This is a genomic window from Terrabacter sp. FW104-15G4B (genome assembly GCF_058790095.1).
In genome coordinates this window covers 1-22,199 of record NZ_JBYTCI010000042.1, presented here as the reverse complement: position 1 = coordinate 22,199, position 22,199 = coordinate 1, and the positions used below count along the sequence as shown (strand labels likewise).

Genomic DNA, 22,199 nt, shown 5'->3' with positions numbered 1-22,199 from the left:
GGGGGGGGGATTTGGGCGTCCTTCCAGGAGGCGCGGGCGAGGCGGGAGCGGGGCGACCCCGGTCTGTGGCCCTTCGACGGTTTCAGGCGGGGGAGCGGTCGGGGTCCTCGCGAGGGCGCCGGCGGCGCTGTGTCAGCGGCAGGACGACCCACAGCACGAGCGCGAGAACGCCGAGCGCGCCGCCGATCCAGAAGGCCGCGGTGTGCGACAGGAGGACGTCGAGCACGAGGATGACGCCGCCGAGGATTCCGGTGCCGAGGAAGAACAGGCCGATGCCGATCAGCGTGTCGGTGCGCCGCACCAGGAAGTCCTTGAGGCCCTCCCGGAAGAGCATCCGGTGCATGGCGACCGGCGTCATGAACACGAGGGTGCTGACGGTGATCGACAGCAGCGTGATGACGTAGATGCCGCGCTGCAAGTCAGTCAGGCTCGTGAAGCGCTGCTGGAAGGGGATGGTAAGCAAGAAGGCGAAGAGGATCTGGACGCCTGCCTGGACGACGCGCAGCTCCTGCAGCTGCTCGCCGAAGTTGCGATCGAGCCGTTCTCCCTCGGTCTCGTCGCGGGTGTAGGGGTGTGAGTCACTCATGACCCACATGTACCCGAGGACCGGCCTGCGCCTCCGGCACGACGAAGGGCCCGGCACCTGTCGGTGCCGGGCCCCGCATCACGTCGCCCCCGCCCGTCGGCCAGCGGGCGATGGGCCGACCTGCAGGATCGCGCGTCAGCTCGCGCCGATGCGCGCCTTGAGGCCGTCGAACTCGGCCCACAGCTCCGCGGGAAGCCGGTCGCCGAACCTGTCGAACCACTCCTGGATGAGGGGCAGCTCCTTCTCCCAGTCGGCTGCGTCGACCCGAACGGCCTTGGCGACCTGCTCGGGCGTCATGTCGAGGCCGTCGATGTCGATGGAGCCCTCGGTCGGCACGAACCCGATCGGGGTCTCCACGGCATCGGCCTGCCCGTCGAGGCGCTCGATGACCCACTTGAGGACGCGGCTGTTCTCGCCGAACCCGGGCCACAGGAACGAGCCGTCCTCCTCGTCGCGACGGAACCAGTTGACGCCGAAGATCCGGGGGAGCTTGGAGGCGTCCGCGTTCTTGCCGATCTCGAGCCAGTGGTTCATGTAGTCGCCGGCGTGGTAGCCGATGAAGGGCAGCATCGCCATCGGGTCGCGGCGCACGACTCCGACGGCGCCGGTGGCCGCCGCGGTCGTCTCCGAGGAGAGCGTCGCGCCGATGAAGGTGCCGTGCTGCCAGTCACGCGACTCGTAGACGAGCGGCACGGTCGTCTTGCGGCGGCCGCCGAAGAGGATCGCGTCGATCGGCACGCCGTCGGGGTGGTCGTACTCCGGCGCGATCATCGGGCACTGCTTGGCCGGTGTGCAGAAGCGGCTGTTGGGGTGGGCCGCCTTCGTGCCCGCCTCGCCGTCCGCAGGGGTCCACGAGTTGCCCAGCCAGTCGGTGAGGTGGGCCGGCGGCTCGTCGGTCATGCCCTCCCACCAGACGTCGCCATCGTCGGTCAGGGCGACGTTGGTGAAGACCGAGTTGCCCTTCTCGATGGTGGCCATGGCCTGCGGGTTCGTCGAGACGCCGGTGCCCGGGGCGACGCCGAAGAGCCCGAACTCCGGGTTCACGGCATACAACCGCCCGTCCTCGCCGAAGCGCATCCAGGCGATGTCGTCACCGACCATCTCGGCCTTCCAGCCCGGGACGGTCGGGGTGATCATCGCGAGGTTCGTCTTGCCGCACGCCGACGGGAAGGCCGCCGCGACGTAGTGCACCGAGCCCTTGGGCGACGTGAGCTTGAGGATGAGCATGTGCTCGGCCATCCAGCCCTCGTCGCGGGCGATCGCCGAGGCGATGCGCAGCGCGTAGCACTTCTTGCCCAGCAGGGCGTTGCCGCCGTAGCCGGAGCCGTAGCTCCAGATCGTGCGCTCCTCGGGGAAGTGCACGATGTACTTCGTGTCGGAGCAGGGCCACGGGACGTCGGCCTGGCCGTCGGCCAGCGGGGCGCCGACCGAGTGCAGGGCGGGGACGTATGCCGCGTCCGTCGCCTCGATTTTGCGCAGCACCTTGTCGCCGCAGCGGGCCATGACGAGCATCGAGACGACGACGTAGGCGGAGTCGGTGATCTCGACACCGAACATCGGGACCTTGGCGTCGAGGTGCCCCATGACGAACGGGATGACGTACATGGTGCGGCCCTGCATGCTGCCGCGGTACAGCTCGGTCATCCGAGCCTTCATCTCGTCGGGCGCCATCCAGTTGTTGGTGGGCCCGGAGTCCTTCTCGTCGACGGAGCAGATGTAGGTCTGCCCCTCGACGCGCGCCACGTCGCTGGGGTCGGACGCGCAGTAGAAGGAGTTCGGCTTCTTGCTCTCGTCGAGCCGGATGAACGTGCCGGACTCGACGAGCTGGTCCGTCAGCTCGGTCCACTCCCCGGGGGAGCCGGTGATCCAGCGGATGTCGCGCGGCTGCGTCAGCTCGGCGACCTGCTCGACCCACGCGGACAGGCCCGCGTGCGTCGTGTGTGTCTGTTTCTCGTGGGTCGTGGTCAACTCGGGGCCCATCCCTTCGCGCGCGGTGCCGCCCGGCACCACGTCGTGCCGGTGTGAAGCTGCTCCTCAGGTGGGTCCTTGCCGCCCCGGGTGGGGGCCTGCAGGTGTCCACATGCTGAACAGATGACGTGATGACTTCAAGGTACGCGTCGGTGGTAGCGCCTTCGGCCGCAAGCGATGAGCTCTGCGGTGAGACCGCTCACAACCCGGCGGACCCGCAAGAAATACGACGATGGGCTGTCGGTTTCTTGCAGGACTTTCACTACCTGCCGGTAGGCGCGACTCGGCTGGCCACGTGCGTGAGCAGGCGAACGGCATACGCCATCGGTGACCCGGCGGGAGCGACCCGAGGGCCGCGGCGGGGCCGATTTCGTCGATGCCGACCCGAGGCGCTAAGGTAACTTTTCGTTCCTCCGCGTGACGGAACGCTGCACCCGTAGCTCAACGGATAGAGCATCTGACTACGGATCAGAAGGTTAGGGGTTCGAATCCCTTCGGGTGCACTCTGTGTTGAGACAGAGACAGCAGGTCACAGCCCCGTGCCGCCCCAGGCGGCCGGGGCTGTCTGCATCCGGTCTGCGACGCCTGGGCCCGAGCCCCGACCTCATCCGGCACAGGTGATGTGCGCCCGCCGCGATACGGGCACCGTGGGGTGGAGCAGAGGTATGCCGTGTCCGGGCTCCCCGGCGCACCGCTGCCTCCCCGGCGGAAGGGTGAGGACGATGGCCGACGTCAAGCTGGAGGTCAGCGGCGACGAGGTGGAGATCGAGCTCGAGTTCCAGTGGTCCACCGCTCACTCGGGTGCTCGCCAGACGGATGGCGCGGCGGTGGCGGCTGCCGCCACCCCCGGACGGGAATGAACGCCATCGGGCGCCGGCCCTGGTGGGCACGTCTGGCGCTCGTCCTGGCCGCCCTCGGAGTCGTCGGACTGGTCGTGGCTGCCGCGGTACGCGGCCTCTGGCTGTTCCTGGTGGTCGCGGTCGCGGTGGTGGTCTTCGTGGCCGCGGGCTACTCGTTCCTGGCGTTGCGGGGCTGGCGGCGAACCCTCAGCCTCGTCGTCGTCCTGGCGGTCCCACTCGGAATGGTCGTGCTGCTCGCCGCGAACAACCTGATTCTCCCGATGCTCGTCTGTCTGGTGGTGTTCGCAGTGGCGGTGGGGGCGGGACGCAAGGCTTTGACCCCCGAGACGTCCGATGACGGCATGCCGGAGCGCCGTGTGCCGCCGCCCCGCCATCCGTTCCTCATCATGAACCCGCGCTCTGGCGGGGGGAAGGTCGCCCGGTTCGACCTGCGGGCCAAGGCGGAAGCCCTGGGCGCGGAGGTGGCGATGCTCGAGGGGCCCGAGATCATCGACGTCGCCGAGCTGGCCCGCCAAGCCGTCGCCCGGGGAGCCGACCTGCTGGGCGTGGCCGGCGGCGACGGTACGCAAGCCCTGGTCGCGGGGGTGGCCGCGGACCACGACGTGCCGCTCCTGGTGATCAGTGCAGGCACCCGCAACCACTTCGCGCTTGATCTCGGGCTCGACCGCGAGGACCCGTCGACGTGCCTGGCCGCGCTGGGGGAGGACGCGGTGGAGCTGTGCGTCGACCTCGGTGTCATCGGGGGCCGCACGTTCGTGAACAACGCCTCCTTCGGTGCGTATGCGGCAGCGGTGCAGAGCCCGGGCTACCGCGAGGACAAGGCCCGCACGACCCTCGACGTGCTGCCCGACCTGCTGAGCGGCGCCACGGGGCCGCAGCTGCGGCTGTCGGTCGACGGCATCGTCGTGGACCACCCGCAGGCGGTGCTCGTCAGCGACAACCCGTACGGCATGGGGGACCTGGCCGGGCTCGGACGCCGGGCCCGGCTCGACACCGGGCGACTGGGTGTGGTCTCGCTGACCGCCGGCAGCGCCCGGCAAGCCGTCGCGCTCCTGCGGGGCGCCTCGCAGCACGGACTGGTCGCCGTCACCGCACCGGAGGTGGTGATCTCCTCCGAGGCGGCGGAGATCCCGGTCGGCATCGACGGGGAGGCGGTCGTGGTGTCCACCCCGGTCCGGTGCAATGTCCGACCGCGGGCCCTTCGCGTGCGCGTCCCCCGCGATCGACCCGGCGTGCCGCCCCGACGCCCGGCATGGCACTGGGCCGAGCTGCTGCGTCTGGCGTCGTTCTCACGGAACGGTTCGCGGCGATGATCGCGGTCCCTCCGCGGCTCCAGCGGGCGGGTCACGAGCTCCTCGAGCTGGACCGCGCGGTCTACGCCGCGGTGCAGGGCACACCGACGCCGCAGATAGATCTCGCCCTGGCGCGGATCTCCCGCGCAGCCGACCGGTCGGTCCTCTGGATGGCTGTCGCGGCGGCGATGGCCGCCTCGGGCCGGCGGCCACGCCGGGCGGCGCTGGTGGGGATGGCGGCCATCGGGGCCACCTCGGCCACGGTCAACATCGTGGTGAAGCGCGGCCCGAAACGTCCCCGCCCGTCGCTCGACGGCTCGGCCCGGACCCACGGCGTCCGGATGCCCGGCTCGCACTCCTGGCCGTCGGGCCACTCCGCCTCGGCGTTCGCTTTCTCCACCGCTGCTGGGGCCGCGGTTCCCGAGCTGGACACGGCGCTGCGGCTCGCGGCCAGCGTGGTCGCCTACTCCCGCGTGCACACCGGCGTCCACTACCCGGGGGACGTCGTGGCCGGCGCCCTGATCGGCGCGGGGATGGGCTCGCTGACGCAGCACCTGGCCCGCCGGCTGCCGGCCCGCTCTTTCACACCGACCCCCTGATGCCCGCTCCACCGCGCCTCCGGCACGTCGCCGGACCGGTCACTTGTGCGCCGACGCCCGCGGGGGTTGGGTGTGGTGAGACCGTCCACCGCCGTATGCCGGGAGGCCACCGATGACCGCCGCACCGCCCGTCTCGCTCGACCCCAGCCTCTCCCACACGCGTGGTGAGACCGACACCCCACTGCTCGAGACGACGATCGGTGACGACTTCGACGCCACCGCCGAGCGGTTCGGCGACCGCGAGGCGCTCGTCGACGTCCAGCAGGGCCGGAGGTGGACGTACGCCGAGCTGCGGGCCGACGTGGACCGGCTGGCCCGCGGGCTGCTGGCCATCGGCGTCAGCACCGGCGACAGAGTGGGCATCTGGGCTCCGAACTGCTCGGAGTGGACGCTCGTGCAGTACGCCACGGCCAAGGTCGGCGCCATCCTCGTCAACATCAACCCGGCCTATCGAGCGCACGAGCTGCACTACGTGCTGGGGCAGGCCGGCGTCTCGACGCTCATCGCCGCGGAGTCCTTCAAGGCCAGCAGCTACCGGGAGATGATCGACGAGGTGCGCGGGGACGTCGAGGCCCTCGAGCGCGTCGTCTACATCGGCACGGCGGACTGGGACGAGCTCGTCGCCCGCGCCGACGAGGTGTCCGCCGACGAGCTCGCGCGCGTGCAGTCGCGCCTGTCGAACGCTGACCCGATCAACATCCAGTACACCTCCGGCACAACCGGATTCCCCAAGGGTGCGACCCTCAGCCACCGCAACATCCTCAACAACGGCTACTTCGTCGGCGAGCTGTGCGACTACACCGAGCAGGACCGGGTCTGCATCCCGGTGCCCTTCTACCACTGCTTCGGCATGGTCATGGGCAACCTCGGGTGCACGACGCACGGGGCGTGCATGGTCATCCCGGCACCAGGCTTCGACCCCGCCGCGACGCTCCAGGCGACGCAGGACGAGAACGTCACCTCGCTCTACGGCGTGCCGACGATGTTCATCGCCGAGTGGAACCTGCCGAACTTCTCCGACTACGACCTGTCCACCGTGCGCACCGGCATCATGGCCGGATCCCCTTGTCCGGCAGAGCTGATGAAGAAGCTCATCGCTTCGGGGATCGAGGAGATGACGATCTGCTACGGCATGACCGAGACCTCACCGGTCTCGACGCAGAACCGCACGAACGACACCTTCGAACAGAAGGTGGGCACCGTCGGCCGTGTGGGGCCGCACCTCGAGATCAAGATCATCGATCCCCTGACGGGAGAGACGGTTCCGCGCGGCACCGCCGGCGAGTTCATGACCAGGGGCTACTCGGTGATGCTCGGCTACTGGGAGCAGCCGGACAAGACGGCCGAGGCCATCGAGGACGGCTGGATGCACACCGGCGACATCGGCGTCATGCACGACGACGGCTACGTCGAGATCACCGGCCGCATCAAGGACATGGTCATCCGCGGCGGTGAGAACGTGTACCCGCGCGAGATCGAGGAGTTCCTCTACACCCACCCCGACATCCTCGACGCCCAGGTCATCGGTGTGCCCGACGAGAGGTACGGCGAGGAGCTGTGCGCCTGGATCCGGATGAAGGACGGGGCGACCCCGCTCACCGCCGAGGACCTGCGCGAGTTCTGCAGCGGGCAGCTCGCCCACTACAAGGTCCCGCGCTACGTCGAGATCGTCGACGAGTTCCCGATGACCGTCACGGGCAAGATCCGCAAGGTCGAGATGCGCGAGACCACGGCGAAGAAGCTCGGTCTCGCATAGGGCGTCGCCCCTTCCTGGCCGCGAGACGCCGGCCGCGGCGCGGTAGGCACTTTCCGGATGCTCCAGCCCAGTAGGTTTCGGGAGAAGTGGTCCGGAGGACCCGTGATGCGTAAGGGGAAGGCATGTCCGACACAGGCAAGGCGATTCTGTGGATCGCCGTGGCGATCGTCGTCATTGCAGTGATCATCTGGTTGTTCGTCTCGGCGGGCCGCCGCCGTGAGGTGGAGGCCCGGCGTTTCGAGGCCGGCGAGCTGAGGGCTCTGGTCGAGGAGCGGATGCCGCAGGTGCAGGGTGCCGAGGACCGGGCCTCCGTGACGGCCGCGATGGCGGCTGACGCCCGAGCGCACGCGGAGCGGCAGAACGCCGTGGCCGAGCGCCAGGCCGAGGACGTGCGGCGCCAGGCCGCCGAAGCCCAGCGCCAGGCCGACGAGGCCCGGCGTCGGGCGGAGGAGGCGCAGCGCCTCGAACAGCAGGCGCGGGAGCACCGCGCCACCGCCGAGGCCGCCCGACGGGAGCACTCGAGCCTGCGGCGTCAGGCCGACCGCGTCGACCCGGACGTCGACACCGACGACGAGGAGGAGGACCTCGCGGACGCCGAGAACCCCTTCGCGCCCCCGGCGGTCCTCTCGCCCGCCGTCGAATCGGCGGACGAGGAAGCGGACGAGGTGTCTGACGACGACGCTGCCGGAACGGACGCACTGGGTACTGGGACAGCAACGGAGCTGCACCCAGACGAAAGGTCCACGACCGTGAGCGACACCCCGCACGCAGACACCTCTGACGCTTCGAACCTCTCCGACACGTCGGACATTGCGAATACGGCGGACACCGGCGACACCGCCGAGGCGACCGACGAGACCACCTCACCGGGCCAGGCGGCCACGCCGCCGGTCGCCACGGCCGTCGAGCCGCGCGAGGTCGAGGTCCCGGCCCTGGACGGCCGCGACGACGTCATCGCCGACGGTGGCACCCCCGCGAACGACCCGGGCGACCACCGCGGCCAGCCCTGGGCCACGACGCCCGGCGCCCCCGGCCTCGGTGACAGCGAGCAGCCCGCGGACGAGGGCCTCGACGTCGACATGGCGCCGCACTCCCACGCCAGCGACGACACCGACGAGCCGGACGAAGCGGTGGCACCCGAGCCGGAGCCCCGACGTGAGGACGCCGAGCCCGCGCCTGACCTGACCTCCGCAGCCTTCCCCGAGGAGGACGCGACATCCGAGCCGCAGCCCGCGGGCCGTCGCATGTCGAGCTTCGACGAGGTCGTCGACGGCGGCTTCGGAATCGGCTCCGCCGCTCCGATCGCCGACGGCGCCCAGCCACTCGGCCACGCGGTCAAGGGCACCCGGGAGGGCAGGACGTTCGTCGGCCCCGACGACGCCGGCTACGACGACGTCGAGCCCGACGTGTGGTTCTACAACGAGGAAGCTGCCCGCCGGGCGGGCTTCAGCCGTCACGGGGAGTGACGCACCCGGCCGCGCCCTTCGCTGACGGAGGCAGGGCGCGGCCCCGGCACACGGCGTACGCCCTCGGTGGCGGTGCCGCGGAGAAAGGGTGGCGCGGGCACCCGGCCGCCACAAATAGACTTGCCCGCATGGTCTCCCCGCTCGTCGCGCTCACGCCCAAGGTCCAGTCCGCGATCGCCGCCGCCCTCGGCGACGACTTCCGCGAGGCCGACCCGGTGCTGCGCCCGTCGCAGTTCGCCGACGTGCAGGTCAACGCCGCGCTCGCGCTGGCCAAGAAGGTCGGTATGCCGCCACGCGAGGTCGCGGCCAAGATCGTCGACGCCCTCGACCTCGACGGCGTGTGCGACTCCGTGGAGGTCAGTGGGCCCGGCTTCATCAACCTGACCTTCTCGGCCGGGTGGCTCGCCGGCCTGCTGCAGGACGTCGAGGGTGACGAGCGCAACGGGGTGCCGCTGCAGCCCACCCAGAACATCCCGATCGACTACTCGGCGCCCAACGTGGCCAAGGAGATGCACGTCGGGCACCTGCGCACGACCGTCGTCGGTGACTCCCTCGCGCGCACCCTCGAGCACCTGGGCCACAACGTGATCCGCCAGAACCACATCGGCGACTGGGGCACCCCCTTCGGCATGCTCATCGAGCACCTGCTCGAGGTGGGCCGCGACTCCGAGGAGGCCGACCTGCTCGTCACCGACCCCAACGCCTTCTACCAGGCGGCACGGGTCAAGTTCGACCTTGCCGAGAAGGCGGAGCCGGGCGGCAGCGAAGGCGACTTCAACGTGCGAGCCCGCACGCGGGTCGTCAAGCTGCAGGCCGGCGACCCCGACACGCTGGCCCTGTGGCGCGAGCTCGTCGACCTGTCGAAGATCTACTTCAACAAGATCTACTCGATGCTCGGCATCACCCTGACCGACGACGACCTCGCCGGCGAGTCCGGCTACAACGAGGTCCTCGCCGACATCTGCGCCGAGCTCGAGGCCAAGGGCATCGCGACGATCTCCGACGGCGCGCTCTGCGTCTTCCTCGACGGCTACACCGGCCGCGAGGGCAAGCCGGTGCCGCTCATCATCCGCAAGAGCGACGGTGGCTACAACTACGGCACCACCGACCTCGCGACGATCCGCTACCGGGTCGAGGACCTGAAGGCCCATCGGGTGCTCTACGTCATCGGGGCGCCGCAGTCGCTGCACCTCAACATGGTCTGGGACACCGCGCGCAAGGCCGGCTGGCTGCCCGACGACGTCGTGCCGGTGCACGTCCAGATCGGCAACGTGCTGGGCGAGGATCGCAAGATCCTCAAGACCCGCTCCGGCAAGCCGCTCCGGCTCATGGCGCTGCTGGAGGAGGCCGTCGACAAGGCGCGGACCGTCATCGACGGCACGCGGCCCGACCTCGACGAGAGCCTGCGCGGGACGATCGCCCGGCAGATCGGCATCGGCGCCGTGAAGTATGCCGACCTGTCCGTCGCGCACGACAGCGAGTACGTCTTCGACCTCGACCGCATGGTCGCACTCACCGGCAACACCGGTCCGTACCTCCAGTACGTTGTGGCCCGCATCCGGTCGATCTTCCGGCAGGTCCACCTCGACCCGGCCACGCAGCACGCCCCGATCCTGCTGGGCGAGCCGCACGAGCGTGCCCTCGCCCTGCACCTGCTCGGGTTCGGTGACGTCGTGGCCGAGGTCGGCGACACCTACGAGCCGCACCGGCTCGCCGGCTACCTCTTCGAGCTCGCCCAGCTGTTCTCCGCGTTCTACGAGAACTGCCCCGTCCTCAAGGCGGAGCGCGACGAGGTCAAGGAGTCACGGCTCACGCTCTGCGCCCTCGTCTTCCGGGTCATGACGACCGGGCTCGACCTGCTCGGGCTGGAGTCCCCAGAGCAGATGTGACCGCTACCGGCCCGGTCCGGGCCGGGGCGGGTTCCGCAGCGCGGCCGACCCTCGCCGAGCCGGTGCTGACCCCTCCGCGCGTTGGGGGCTGCTCCGCGGGTTTCGGGCTCAGACGCGAGGTGCGCCGGGCGTGCGGACCTGCGACCCGCGTGCGGCCCGAGGGCGCGCACGCGCAGCTCAGATGCCGTGCATCCGGGTCAGGAGTTCCTGGTAGCGGGCCACCACGTCCGCGTGTGCCTGCGTGTCACCGGGCCGGACGGCATACTCCGCCTCGATGTCGAGGCCCCAGCTCGGCGGATCCTGTTCCTCCGAAAGAGCCCACGCTGCCTGGCGTGCCGCGCCCACCCCGACGTACTCGGCGGGCGCGGGCACGAGGACCGGCGCCCCGAAGAGGCCCGGCGCGATCTCGCGCACCGCGCGGGACGCCGACGCGCCCCCGATGAGCAGGATGCGTTGCACCTGGATACCGTGCTCGCGCAGGGCGTCGACGCCGCCGACGAGGTTGCACAGCATGCCCTCGACGGCGGCCCGGGCAAGGTTCTCAGGTGTCGCGTTCGACCTGGTGAGACCACTGAGGGTGCCGGAGGCCTCGGGAAGGTCAGGAGTCCGCTCGCCGTCCAGGTACGGCAGCAAGCTGAGGCCCCCAGCGCCCGGCCGTGCCTGCAGGGCAAGGCGATCGAGCTCGGGGAGGTCGACGCCGATCATCGACGCGGCCGCCGCGAGCACCCGTGCAGCGTTGAGCGTGCACATGAGCGGCAGGTGGTGGCCCGTAGCGTCGGCAAAGCCCGCGATGGCACCTGACTCGTCCCGGATGGGCGAGCTGTGCGGCGTGAAGACGGTGCCGCTGGTGCCGAGCGAGACGACGACGTCGCCGGGGTGCAGCGTGAGGCCGAGCGCGGCGCCCATGTTGTCGCCGGTGCCGGCGGCCACCAGGACGCCGTCTCTGGTGCGGCCCGCTGCCTGTGCGGGCGCAAGGACCTCGGGCACGTCGATGACCCGGCCGAACGCACGCTCGAGCAGGTCGAGGCGGTAGCTGCCGTCGGCTGCGGACCAGTACCCGGTCCCGGAGGCGTCGCCCCGATCCGTGCTCCAGCGCTCGAAACCGTTGCCCTCCTGGAGGACCCGTCCGGTGAGCCAGTCGTGGGGGAGGACGACCCGAGCGACGCGTGCCGCATTGTCCGGCTCGTGCTCGGCCAGCCATCGCAGCTTGGTGACGGTGAAGCTGGCCACGGGCACGATGCCGACGGCGTCGACCCACGCCCCGACACCGCCGAGCTCGTCCGTGAGGTCGCGGGCAGCACCCGCACTGCGGGTGTCGTTCCAGAGCAGGGCATCGCGGACGACCCGGTCGTCCTCGTCGAGGGCCACCATGCCGTGCTGCTGGCCGCCCACCGCGACGGCGGCGACGCCGTCGAGGATGCCCCCTCCGCTGGCCTGCTCGTACGCCTGCCACCAGCGGCCGGGGTGCACCTCGGTGCCGTCCGGGTGTGAGGCCCTGGCGCTGCGCACGATGCGTCCTGTCTCGGCATCGCAGACGACGATCTTGGTGGACTGGGTCGAGCTGTCCACTCCCGCGACGAGCGCCTGTCCTTCAGCCACGTCGTGCTGCTCCACCCGGCTCATGGCTGCAGCGTCCCCTGCCCGTCCCCGCCGCGCAAGCCGGTGGCTCGAGGAGGCCGCGACTGCCCACCATCAGAGACGTTCGGGCCGGCCGGCATGTCAATTGTGTGACGTGCCCTGCACAGCCGCCGCCGAGTGCGGGTCGTGCTCTAGGTTCGTGAACCAGTGCCCACAGCCGGTGACGCGAAGGAGCAGAGCGTGCAGATCGGTGTCCCCCGCGAGACCCGCGCCCGCGAGACGCGGGTCGCCGCGACTCCCAAGACCGTCGAGAAGCTCGTCGCGCTCGGCTACGAGGTGGCTGTCGAGACCGGGGCCGGTGAGAGGGCCAGCTTCTCCGACGAGGCGTATGCCGTCGCGGGCGCCCGCGTGGTCAGCACCGACGAGGCGTGGGGCTCGCCCATCGTGCACAAGGTCAACGCACCCGCCGACGACGAGATCGCGCGGTTGCGACCGGGCACCGTGCTCGTCGCGCTCATGGCCCCCGCCATCAGCCCCGACCTCGTCGAGAAGCTCCGGGCCGCCGGCGTCACCGCGATGGCGATGGACGCCGTGCCGCGGATCAGCCGGGCCCAGACGCTGGACGTGTTGTCCTCGATGGCCAACATCGCCGGCTACCGCGCCGTCGTCGAGGCTGCGCACCAGTTCGGCTCCTTCTTCACAGGCCAGGTGACCGCGGCCGGCAAGGTGCCGCCGGCGAAGGTGCTCGTGGCCGGAGCCGGAGTGGCAGGTCTCGCCGCCATCGGCACCGCCCGGTCGCTGGGGGCCATCGTCCGCGCCACCGACGCGCGTGCCGAGGTCGCGGAGCAGGTCGAGTCGATGGGCGCCGACTTCCTGCCGGTGCGCATGCCCGAGGTCGACGCGAACGCCGCGTCGAGCGACGGTTACGCCAAGGAGATGGGCGAGGAGTACAACCGTCGCGCCGCCGAGCTCTACGCCGAGCAGGCGCCCGACGTCGACATCATCGTCACGACCGCGCTCATCCCGGGACGCCCCGCCCCGCGGCTGATCACCGGTGAGATGGTCGCCACGATGAAGCCGGGCTCGGTCATCGTCGACATGGCGGCCGCCAACGGGGGCAACGTCGAGGGTTCGGTGGCCGACGAGCTCGTCGTCACCGACAACGGCGTCACGATCATCGGGTACACCGACCTCGCAGCGCGGTTGCCGACGCAGGCCTCGCAGCTCTACGGCACCAACCTCGTCAACCTGATGAAGCTGCTCACCCCGGGCAAGGACGGCCAGCTCGTCCTCGGCTTCGACGACGTGGTGCAGCGCAGCATGACGGTCGCCCGCGACGGTGAGCTGCTGTGGCCGCCGCCGGCGATCCAGGTGAGCGCGGCGCCGGTGACGCAGCCCGCGGCATCCGGCAAGCAGGTGGTCAAGGAGCCATCACCGCCGAAGGATCCTCGCCGCAGGTACGTCGGGATGGCGATCGGTGGGGTCGTCTTCGCCGTGATCGCGGCGGTCTCGCCGGCGAGCTTCCTCGGGCACTTCACGGTCTTCGCGCTCGCGGTCGTGATCGGCTACTACGTCATCGGCAACGTCCACCACGCGCTGCACACGCCGCTCATGTCGGTGACCAACGCGATCAGCGGCATCATCGTCGTCGGCGCCCTGCTCCAGCTCGGGACGGCGCGGACCTCGCCCGCCTCCCAGCTCGTCATCCTGGTGCTGGCCTTCGTCGCCACGCTCGTCGCGAGCATCAACATCTTCGGAGGTTTCACCGTGACCCGGCGGATGCTGACGATGTTCAGGAAGGGCTGAACCGTGACCGACGTCAGCGTCTCGCTCATCCAGGCCGCCTACATCGTCGCGGCCCTGCTGTTCATCATGTCGCTCGCGGGCCTGTCCAAGCACGAGACCGCCAAGGACGGCAACGTGCTCGGCATGGTGGGGATGGGCATCGCGCTCGTGGCCACGCTGTGGCTGGCGCTGCGAGACGCCCCGTGGGGCAACATCGTCGCCGTCTTCGTCGCCATGGCCATCGGCGCCTCCATCGGGATCTGGCGGGCGCGCAAGGTCGAGATGACCGGCATGCCCGAGCTCATCGCAATGCTGCACTCGTTCGTGGGTGCGGCCGCGGTGCTCGTGGGCCTCAACACCTTCCTGGCGTCGGACGGCGCCGGCGACTCGGTGCACCGGGTCGAGATCTTCCTCGGGGTCTTCATCGGCGCGGTGACCTTCACCGGCTCCATCGTGGCGTTCCTCAAGCTGTCGGCGCGCATGTCGAGCAGGCCGCTCATGCTGCCGGCCCGGCACTGGCTCAACCTCGCCGCGCTCGTCGTCTCTGCCGGGCTGCTCGTGTGGTTCGTGGCGGCGCACTCCATTGTCCCGCTCCTGGTCATGACGGCGATCGCTCTCGCGATCGGCTGGCACCTCGTCGCCTCGATCGGCGGTGGCGACATGCCGGTCGTCGTCTCCATGCTCAACAGCTACTCGGGCTGGGCGGCGGCCGCGGCGGGCTTCATGCTCGGCAACGACCTGCTCATCGTGACCGGCGCCCTGGTCGGCTCGTCGGGTGCGTACCTCTCCTACATCATGTGCAAAGCAATGAACCGCTCGTTCGTCTCGGTCATCGCCGGTGGCTTCGGCTCCGACGGCGCCGTGTCGAACGCCGACGTCGACTACGGCGACCACCGCGAGACGAATGCCGCCGAGGTGGCCGACCTGCTGAAGAACGCCTCGTCCGTGGTCATCACGCCCGGCTACGGGATGGCGGTCGCGCAGGCCCAGTACCCCGTCGCGGAGCTCACCTCCAAGCTGCGCGAACGCGGCGTCGAGGTCCGCTTCGGCATCCACCCCGTCGCGGGCCGGCTGCCAGGACACATGAACGTCCTGCTGGCCGAGGCCAGGGTGCCCTACGACATCGTGCTCGAGATGGACGAGGTCAACGACGACTTCCCGGACACCGACGTCGTGCTCGTCATCGGCGCCAACGACACGGTCAACCCCGCTGCTGCCGAGGACCCGACCTCACCCATCGCCGGTATGCCGGTGCTCGAGGTCTGGAAGGCCAGGGAGGTCGTCGTCTTCAAGCGCTCCATGGCGGCGGGGTACGCCGGCGTGCAGAACCCGCTCTTCTTCCGAGAGAACTCCACCATGCTCTTCGGCGACGCCAAGGAACGCGTCGAGGACATCATCAAGGCCCTCTGAAGCCTCCGCCCGAAACTCCCCTCGCCCGGCCCCTTATCGGCCCGGGCTCGGGACCTGCTCCGTTTTGAGGAGCAGCTTCCGAGCCGCCACAGGGCGGTCTCAAGTCGTCTGCGCAACGGTGAGTAGTTCGTTGAGCCTAACGGCGGGGGTGTGGAAGCCGAGGGTGGCTCGGGTCGGGCGTTGAGCAGGTGTTCGACGTGAGCGACGCGTTCGTCGGTGACGGTGGTGAAGTCGATGCCTTTGGGGAAGATCGTTCGAGCACGGCGGGTCGCGGACCTGAGCCAGCGTGAGCTCGCCGAGGCGACCGGGTTGTCGAGAGTCACGATCGGGCGCCTCGAGTCCGGTGCCGCTCGGGTCGACACGGCGACCTTCTCGATGATCCTTGCGAGAGCGCGGCTTCGCCTCGCGGTCGTCGATGCAGAGCCCGTCGCGACCCCGAGCTGGAGTGCGCCTGCTTCGACTCCTGCTTCGAGCTGACGTGCCTGCCCGACTGTCCCTGTCAGTGCGAGCCTGACCACGGCTCCACTCTTGCCTCGATGCGCCCTTCTGTTCCCCATGGAGTCCGTCCGGACATGAGCCCGGACAGCTGACAGCCCCGCCGTGCGGCGACGGCGGGGCTGTGCTGCGTTGGACGAGGAGGGCGGCCCGGGAGTCAGCGGTCGCTGAGGACCTCGGCGTCCCCATGGACCTCCTGCTGGTCCTCGCCGGTGGCGAGCTTGCTGTGGTGCTGCGAGTAGAGGAAGTAGACGAGGAAGCCCAGCGCCATCCAGACGACGAAGCGGATCCACGTCTCGAGCGACAGGTTGAGGATCAGGTAGAAGCAGGCGGCCGCGGACACCCACGGCACGACCGGGTTGCCGGGGACCTTGAACGAACGCTTCAGGTCGGGACGGCGCTTGCGCAGGATCGGCACGGCGAGCGAGACGAGCAGGAAGGCCGACAGCGTGCCGATGTTGACCATCTCCTCGAGCTTGCCGATGGGAGTCAGCGAGGCGATGAGGGCGACGACGGCGCCGATGATGAGCGTCAGCCGGACCGGCGTGCGCGTCCTCGGGTTGGTGCGGCCCAGGCCGCCGGGGATCAGGTGGTCGCGGCTCATCGCGAACGTGACACGCGTGGCGCCGATGATGAGCGTCATCACGACGGTGGTCAGACCCGCGACGGCGCCCGCCGAGATCAGGGTGGCGTAGCCGTCCTTGCCGACCTGGGTGAACGCGGTCGCGAGGGCAGCCTTCGGGTCGATGTCCTTGTAGTTCTGCATGCCGGTGATGACGAGTGTCACGGCGACGTAGAGCACGGTGCAGATGGCGAGCGAGCCCAAGATGCCGCGGGGGAGGTCGCGCTGCGGGTTGCGCGCCTCCTCGGCGGTCGTGGCCACGACGTCGAAGCCGATGTAGGCGAAGAAGACGATGGCGGCGCCGGCCATGATCCCCATGACGCCGTACGTCGCCGGCGTCATGCCGCTGATGAGCTGGATGAGTGGTGTGCTGAGCCCCTCGGCCGCCTTGCCCGGCTGGCTCGGCGGGATGAAGGGCGACCAGTTCGCGGTGTTGACGTAGGAGATACCGGCGAAGATCACGAACAGCACGATGAAGAGCTTGACCCCGACGAGCACCAGGTTGACGCGCATCGACTCCTTGATGCCCTTGGCGATCAGGAGCGTCAGCAGGGCGACGAGCAGGAAGGCCGGCAGGTCGAAGGACGACCCGGGCCCGACCGATTTCGGCCAGGTGACACCCACCTGGCCCAAGAATGTGACGAGATACTCCGACCACCCTTGGGCGACGACGCTCGCGCCGAGCATCAGCTCCAGGAGCAGGTCCCAGCCGATGACCCACGCGACGAGCTCGCCGAGGGTCGCATACGAGAACGTGTAGGCCGAACCCGAGATGGGAACGGTGGAGGCGAACTCCGCGTAACAGACGGCGGCCAGTCCACAGACGATGGCGCCGACGACGAAGGAGAGGGCGATCGAGGGGCCGGCGTACTCCTTGGCCGCCTTGCCGGTCAGCGTGAAGATGCCGGCGCCGATGATGACGCCGATGCCGAAGACCGTGAGGTCGAGGGCGCTCAGGGTTCTCTTCAGCTGGTGGTCGGCTTCCTCGGCCGACGCCATCGATGCCTCGATCGACTTGGTGCGGAACACACTCATGGAGACCTCCGAGCATGTCGGGTGACGGGCGGATCACCACGAACCAGTGGGGAGCGCAGCCGCCTGCGAGTGCTGCCCGGGCGTCGTCGGCCGCGCGCCGCGAATGAGCACGACACCCCTCAGGTACCCAACGGCGGTGCTTCTGTGTCAGTCCGTCAGTCCTCGGACCGGGGCCAGACGGGTCCGGTGTCGGCACCGCCACGGCGTCGCTTGCGGTCGTCGCTCTCGTAGACCGTCTCGGGCTGCTGCTGGCTGGCCTGCTGAGGGGGCTGCTTGCCCGGTTGCTGGCCCGGTTGCTGGCCCGGTCGCTGGATCGGCACGGCCCGCGAGTAGGAGTCCAGTCGGTCGTGGATGGGGTTGTGTGTGCGGGGGACGTCCGGGTACGCCGTGCTCCCGCCGGGCGCGGTCGGGCCCGGCGGGAGCGTGGGGCCACCATGCCCGCCGTTGTCGTGGGGGCGGTCGCCGCCGTATACCTCGAAGTCCTCGTCGCCCGGCGGGGGCACGATGTGGAAGATCTCGGCGCAGATGTCCCGGTATGTCCGGTCGGGGTTGGGGACCCACTTGACCTCGCGCAGCGCCTGGTCCTGGCCGGCGCTCTCGAGGACGAACTTGCCGTAGCCCAGGAACTGGCCGGGGATGGAGCGGACGTAGCTCATGTCGGTCACCTTGAGCAGCGGCATCATGGCGACCTTGTGCGTGATGAGGCCGTAGCGCAGCAGCAACCGCTTGTCGGTCGCGACGAACCAGTTGTGGCTCCAGTCGGCGAGGCACCAGACGAGTCGGGCGAGCAGGGCGAAGAAGAGCCACCAGAAGGCCGTGCCGACCGCCTCGGTCGCCTTTGTCACGTTGGAGTCGACCCAGATCGCGGCGACGAAGCCCAGCGTGGCGGTGATGACGGGCTCGGCGAGCCTGGCCCAGTGCGCCCTGACAGCCGTCACCAACCGCTCGCCCGGGAGCAGGATCGGCGCCAGGCCCGCCGGGACGTCCGTGCTCCGTAGCAACGCCATGGGCTCAGTCTGCTCGCATCATCGGTTGAGCAGCGAGTTGAAGAACCTCAGGATGGCGTTGAAGCCGTCGACGATCACGCCCCAGATGTTGGTGACGATGTCGGCAGCCTTGTCCGGGGAGGTGAACACGGCATACACGAAGAACGCCAGCACGACGATGAGGATGACCTTCTTGGCCTTGGGGCCCATGGTGTGTCGCTCCTTGGAGGGAAGGTGCTGGTGCTGCCCTGACAGCCCCACGGCACAGGGATGCGGCCAGTGTGCCGTACGTGGCTGGTGGGGCGCGGTAGGCCGGCGCGCGTGTCGGCAGGCCGCTAACTGCGGCGCGGCTATCCTCCTCAGGTGTCCCGAACGCCGAGGTATGCGGCCGAGCTGCGATCCGCGCTGACGCGGGCGTTGTACGGCGTCGACGAGCGCGAGCTGGCCCGTGCGACCGAGGCTCTCGTCGCCCGCTACCGATCGGTGGCTCCCGCGACGGCGCCGATCCTGGCGTCGCGGGTGCACGTCGCGGCCTACGCGGCCTACCGCATGCCAGCGACGCACGCCGCTCTTGCCCGGGTGCTGGAGGAGCTGGCGTACCGAGGCCTGGAGCCGCGTTCGCTGCTCGACCTCGGCGGCGGCACCGGTGCGGCAGCCTGGGCCGCGGCGGGGGCGTTCGGCTCGCTCGAGACCGTGACGGTCCTCGACCAGGTGGACGACGCCCTCGCCCTGGGGCGCGAGCTCGTTGCCGACGCGCCAACGCCTGCGTTGGGCAGGGCGACGTTCGCCAGAGGCGTCGCCGGCGCCTGGCCCGAGGTGGATGCCGACCTCGTGACGGTCTCCTACGTCCTCAGCGAGCTGCACGAACCGCAGCAGGATTCGGTCGTCGCCGATGCCATGCGACGCGGTCGAGCGGTGGTCGTCGTGGAGCCCGGCACACCCGACGGCTACGGCCGGGTGCTGCGCGTCCGTTCGGATCTCATCGAAGCCGGGTGGACGCTGCTCGGGCCCTGCCCGCACGTCGCCGACTGCCCTCTCGCGCACAGGGACTGGTGCCACTTCGCTGCACGCGTCAACCGCTCGGCCGAGCACCGTCGGCTCAAGGGTGCGGAGCTTTCCTACGAGGATGAGAAGTTCTCGTGGGTCGCGGCGGTGGCGCCAGACGTCGCGGATCTGTTTGAGGCAGAACAGGGTTCGGGGCGCATTCTGCGGCACCCCTTGAAGCGCAAGGGACTCGTTGAGTTCCAGGTGTGCCGACCGGATGGCACCGCGGGCCGCGAGACGGTGTCCAAGAAGGCAGGGGAGCGCTACCGGAAGGCGCGTGACGCCGAGTGGGGCGACACGCTGCCCTGAGCGTGCGGCATACGCAAGCGGTCAGACGACGCCGTAGAGGCGGTCGCCGGCGTCACCGAGCCCGGGGACGATGTAGCCCTTGTCGTTGAGCTTCTCGTCGATGGTGCCGAGCACGACCTTGACCGGGATGTCGGAGTCGGCGAGCTCCTCCTCGAGGTGCTGGATGCCCTCAGGCGCCGCCAGGAGGCAGACGGCCGTGATGTCGCGGGCGCCCTTCGAGGTCAGGTAGTCGATCGCCATGACGAGCGTGCCGCCGGTGGCGAGCATCGGGTCGAGGATGAAGACCTGGCGGCCGGTGAGGTCGTCGGGCAGGCGGTTGGCGTACGTCGAGACCTCGAGGGTCTCCTCGTTGCGAATCATCCCGAGGAAGCCCACTTCGGCGCTCGGCAGGAGCTTCACCATGCCGTCGAGCATGCCGAGGCCGGCGCGCAGGATCGGCACGATGATCGGCTTGGGGTTGGACAGCTTGATGCCGGTCGTCGGCGAGACCGGCGTCTCGATCTCGAACGGCTCGACCCGGACGTCACGGGTTGCCTCGTACGCGAGGAGCGTGACGAGCTCCTCGGCCAGACGGCGGAACGTGGGGCTGTCGGTCCGCTTGTCGCGCAAGTAGGTCAGCTTGTGCGCGATGAGCGGGTGATCTGCGACATGGACGTCCATGGGTGGAAACTTAGCGCGTGGCGAAGAGATCCGAGACCCCCTCCGACCGTCCGGTCCCGGCAGCCGAGAGGTATGCCGCGTGGCTCGGTCAGGCGCTCGAATTGGCCGTCGCGACCGCGGGGTCGCAGGACGTGCCCGTCGGTGCGCTCGTCGTGGACGCCGATGGTGCAGTGCTCGGCCGCGGACGCAACGTGCGTGAGGAGCTGGGCGACCCGACTGGGCACGCCGAGGTGGTTGCCCTGCGGGAGGCGGCACAGTCGCTGGGCTCCTGGCGCCTCGATGGCTGCACGCTCGTCGTGACCCTCGAGCCGTGCACCATGTGTGCCGGGGCGGCCATGGCGGCACGGCTGGAGCGGGTCGTCTTCGGCGCCTGGGATGCCAAGGCGGGGGCGTGCGGATCGGTGTGGGACCTGACCCGCGACCCCCTCGCAACCCACGTCGTGGACGTGGTCGGAGGGGTCCGCGCGGACGAGTGCGCGGCCCTGCTGGTCGATTTCTTCGAGGGCCGCCGGCTCCGGTAAGGTCTCTCCCGGTGGCGTGTCCGAGCGGCCTAAGGAGCACGCCTCGAAAGCGTGTGTGGGGGTAACTCCACCGTGGGTTCAAATCCCACCGCCACCGCCAACCAAACGATGAAGGACCCGACACGATTTACCGTCGGGTCCTTCATCGTTCTACCCGACGCTGCGGCATTTGGGGGGAGTCCGCGAAACGCCGAGGAACGCGGCGGCTCACGGACGACGGCTCCCACGCCACCGACAGCCACCTGCAGGAACGCCGGTTCGATCCGCCGACCTGTCGAGCGACCTCAGGGCGGATGGGGAGCGATGACGTGGGCATACCCCGGTGTCATGGCCTGTTGCTCCAGCCCATCCACGCTCTCTCGTGCCGGGCGCCGGTACCTCGCCTCGAGGTGCTCAGGCTCAGTGCCCAGGCTCGAGGACCACGCGCGCTCCTGTTCGCGAGAGTCGTCCCAGGCGCAGCCTTCACCCTCGACGTCTACCCCTGCTGGGCTGCGTCAAAGGCGGCAACAATTCGCCGCGGAATACGTCCGCGTGCGGGCACGTCGTGCCCGTTGCTGTAAGCCCATGCGCGGATCTCCGCCGTGCGCGAGTCACCTACGGCTGCCAGCCGCTGCCGGGTGCGCGCCGGCCTGCCTGACGTGCGAGCCCGCTCGGTCCACTGCCGTAAGTCGTTACGAAGTGCCTGAGCGTTCTTCTCGGAGACGTCGATCTCGTAGGTCATGCCGTCGAGGGCGAATGTCACCGTCTCGGCTGCCTCGGTGCCGTTGATGTCGTCAATCAGTCTGGTGATGATCTTCTTGGCCATGAGGCGATGTTAGGGGCGCACGCCTCAATAGGGTGCCGTGAGGGGGAAAGGTGGGCGTGTGGAGCGCAGACGCACGTCCGGGCCCGCGCCGCCCGCCGGGCCGCCGAGACAGGTACCAGTGCGCCACAACGTCCTAACGCTCGAGTCGGGGTCGCAAGAAAGACTTTGTCATGCAAGACCATGATGTGCGCCTTTCGAATATATCCCCGTGCCATTTGCAAGGCGTGGATTCTTGAACGGAATGCCAGAATGCATGGAGGTCGGTCCATGGGCTGAGGTGCATGCCACCCAGCGAACTTGGCCAGTTCCGGGGCTGACCACCACGTTCGAGGCACTCCGGATCGTCCGGTACAGTTGGGGACGGCTTCGAAGGCCGGCCCGAGCGATCGGGTGCGGTCTGAAGCTTTCCGAGTGGCCTGAGCGATCGGGGAGCATCTCGGAGCGGTCCGAAGCACACTGGTTGGTCCGGTAGGCTTCGGTGAGTAGGTTCCGCTGGTTCCAGGCGGGTTGGGTCCGGTCGTCCTGAGGGCGGT

19 protein-coding genes and 2 tRNA genes are annotated in these 22,199 nt (G+C 69.7%); 13 read left to right on the top strand and 8 right to left on the bottom strand.

Going from position 1 to position 22,199, the window contains the following annotated elements:
* Positions 1-82 precede the first annotated feature (82 nt).
* Positions 83-586, bottom strand: a complete 504-nt coding sequence (locus AC3WRT_RS19455) for a DUF6328 family protein (protein ID WP_492724868.1) — start codon at positions 584-586, stop codon at positions 83-85.
* Positions 587-721: 135 nt separating this feature from the next.
* Complete coding sequence (locus tag AC3WRT_RS19450; protein WP_492724866.1) at positions 722-2,566, bottom strand: phosphoenolpyruvate carboxykinase (GTP); 1,845 nt, start codon at positions 2,564-2,566, stop codon at positions 722-724.
* A 418-nt stretch (positions 2,567-2,984) separates the two neighbouring features.
* Here AC3WRT_RS19450 and AC3WRT_RS19445 point away from each other — a divergent pair.
* From AC3WRT_RS19445 to argS, 7 genes are all read left to right on the top strand, one after another.
* Positions 2,985-3,057, top strand: a tRNA-Arg gene (locus tag AC3WRT_RS19445).
* A 219-nt stretch (positions 3,058-3,276) separates the two neighbouring features.
* Positions 3,277-3,414, top strand: a complete 138-nt coding sequence (locus tag AC3WRT_RS19440) for a hypothetical protein (RefSeq protein WP_492724865.1) — start codon at positions 3,277-3,279, stop codon at positions 3,412-3,414.
* Positions 3,411-4,727, top strand: a complete 1,317-nt coding sequence (locus AC3WRT_RS19435) for a diacylglycerol/lipid kinase family protein (protein WP_492724863.1) — start codon at positions 3,411-3,413, stop codon at positions 4,725-4,727. The genes AC3WRT_RS19440 and AC3WRT_RS19435 overlap by 4 nt, the downstream gene beginning before the upstream one ends.
* Positions 4,724-5,305, top strand: coding sequence for a phosphatase PAP2 family protein (locus tag AC3WRT_RS19430; RefSeq protein ID WP_492724861.1), 582 nt, complete (start codon positions 4,724-4,726; stop codon positions 5,303-5,305). The genes AC3WRT_RS19435 and AC3WRT_RS19430 overlap by 4 nt, the downstream gene beginning before the upstream one ends.
* 112 nt (positions 5,306-5,417) lie before the next feature.
* Positions 5,418-7,061, top strand: a complete 1,644-nt coding sequence (locus tag AC3WRT_RS19425; protein ID WP_492724859.1) for an AMP-binding protein — start codon at positions 5,418-5,420, stop codon at positions 7,059-7,061.
* 122 nt (positions 7,062-7,183) lie between these two features.
* Complete coding sequence (locus AC3WRT_RS19420) at positions 7,184-8,527, top strand: sunset domain-containing protein (protein WP_492724857.1); 1,344 nt, start codon at positions 7,184-7,186, stop codon at positions 8,525-8,527.
* Between the two features lie 128 nt (positions 8,528-8,655).
* The gene (gene argS / locus AC3WRT_RS19415; RefSeq protein ID WP_492724856.1) at positions 8,656-10,416 is read left to right on the top strand and encodes an arginine--tRNA ligase; all 1,761 of its coding nucleotides are present in this window, start codon (positions 8,656-8,658) and stop codon (positions 10,414-10,416) included.
* A gap of 177 nt (positions 10,417-10,593) precedes the next feature.
* On the opposite strand, the gene xylB is transcribed toward argS, so the two are convergent.
* Positions 10,594-12,039, bottom strand: coding sequence for a xylulokinase (xylB, locus tag AC3WRT_RS19410; RefSeq protein ID WP_492724854.1), 1,446 nt, complete (start codon positions 12,037-12,039; stop codon positions 10,594-10,596).
* Between the two features lie 195 nt (positions 12,040-12,234).
* Here xylB and AC3WRT_RS19405 point away from each other — a divergent pair, with 195 nt between their 5' ends.
* The 3 genes from AC3WRT_RS19405 to AC3WRT_RS19395 all read left to right on the top strand — a co-directional run bounded on the left by AC3WRT_RS19405 (position 12,235) and on the right by AC3WRT_RS19395 (position 15,666).
* Positions 12,235-13,800 (top strand): Re/Si-specific NAD(P)(+) transhydrogenase subunit alpha, encoded by a 1,566-nt coding sequence (locus AC3WRT_RS19405; RefSeq protein WP_492724852.1) that lies wholly within the window; start codon positions 12,235-12,237, stop codon positions 13,798-13,800.
* Between the two features lie 66 nt (positions 13,801-13,866).
* Positions 13,867-15,189, top strand: coding sequence for a Re/Si-specific NAD(P)(+) transhydrogenase subunit beta (gene pntB / locus AC3WRT_RS19400; RefSeq protein WP_492724870.1), 1,323 nt, complete (start codon positions 13,867-13,869; stop codon positions 15,187-15,189).
* Between the two features lie 234 nt (positions 15,190-15,423).
* Positions 15,424-15,666 (top strand): helix-turn-helix domain-containing protein, encoded by a 243-nt coding sequence (locus AC3WRT_RS19395; protein ID WP_492724850.1) that lies wholly within the window; start codon positions 15,424-15,426, stop codon positions 15,664-15,666.
* 175 nt (positions 15,667-15,841) lie between these two features.
* Here the strand turns inward: AC3WRT_RS19395 and AC3WRT_RS19390 are convergent, their stop codons facing one another.
* The 3 genes from AC3WRT_RS19390 to AC3WRT_RS19380 form a co-directional block, all read right to left on the bottom strand.
* Positions 15,842-17,341 carry an amino acid permease gene (locus tag AC3WRT_RS19390; protein ID WP_492724848.1) on the bottom strand — a complete coding sequence of 500 codons (1,500 nt, stop codon included), beginning with the start codon at positions 17,339-17,341 and terminating at the stop codon, positions 15,842-15,844.
* A 155-nt stretch (positions 17,342-17,496) separates the two neighbouring features.
* A complete protein-coding gene (locus AC3WRT_RS19385) occupies positions 17,497-18,348 on the bottom strand; it encodes a PH domain-containing protein (protein WP_492724846.1) in 852 nt (283 codons plus the stop codon).
* Between the two features lie 18 nt (positions 18,349-18,366).
* Complete coding sequence (locus AC3WRT_RS19380) at positions 18,367-18,537, bottom strand: hypothetical protein (RefSeq protein WP_492724844.1); 171 nt, start codon at positions 18,535-18,537, stop codon at positions 18,367-18,369.
* Between the two features lie 153 nt (positions 18,538-18,690).
* Here AC3WRT_RS19380 and AC3WRT_RS19375 point away from each other — a divergent pair, with 153 nt between their 5' ends.
* Positions 18,691-19,680, top strand: a complete 990-nt coding sequence (locus AC3WRT_RS19375; protein WP_492724842.1) for a small ribosomal subunit Rsm22 family protein — start codon at positions 18,691-18,693, stop codon at positions 19,678-19,680.
* A 21-nt stretch (positions 19,681-19,701) separates the two neighbouring features.
* Here AC3WRT_RS19375 and upp read toward each other — a convergent pair whose 3' ends face one another.
* On the bottom strand, positions 19,702-20,340 hold the full coding sequence (gene upp / locus AC3WRT_RS19370; RefSeq protein ID WP_492724840.1) for a uracil phosphoribosyltransferase: 639 nt from the start codon (positions 20,338-20,340) through the stop codon (positions 19,702-19,704).
* Positions 20,341-20,357: 17 nt separating this feature from the next.
* On the opposite strand from upp, the gene AC3WRT_RS19365 reads away from it, so the two are divergent.
* Positions 20,358-20,861 carry a nucleoside deaminase gene (locus AC3WRT_RS19365; protein ID WP_492724838.1) on the top strand — a complete coding sequence of 168 codons (504 nt, stop codon included), beginning with the start codon at positions 20,358-20,360 and terminating at the stop codon, positions 20,859-20,861.
* Between the two features lie 10 nt (positions 20,862-20,871).
* A tRNA-Ser gene (locus AC3WRT_RS19360) sits at positions 20,872-20,961 on the top strand.
* 375 nt (positions 20,962-21,336) lie between these two features.
* On the opposite strand, the gene AC3WRT_RS19355 is transcribed toward AC3WRT_RS19360, so the two are convergent.
* Positions 21,337-21,666, bottom strand: coding sequence for a histone-like nucleoid-structuring protein Lsr2 (locus tag AC3WRT_RS19355; RefSeq protein ID WP_492724837.1), 330 nt, complete (start codon positions 21,664-21,666; stop codon positions 21,337-21,339).
* Between the last annotated feature and the right edge of the window lie 533 nt (positions 21,667-22,199).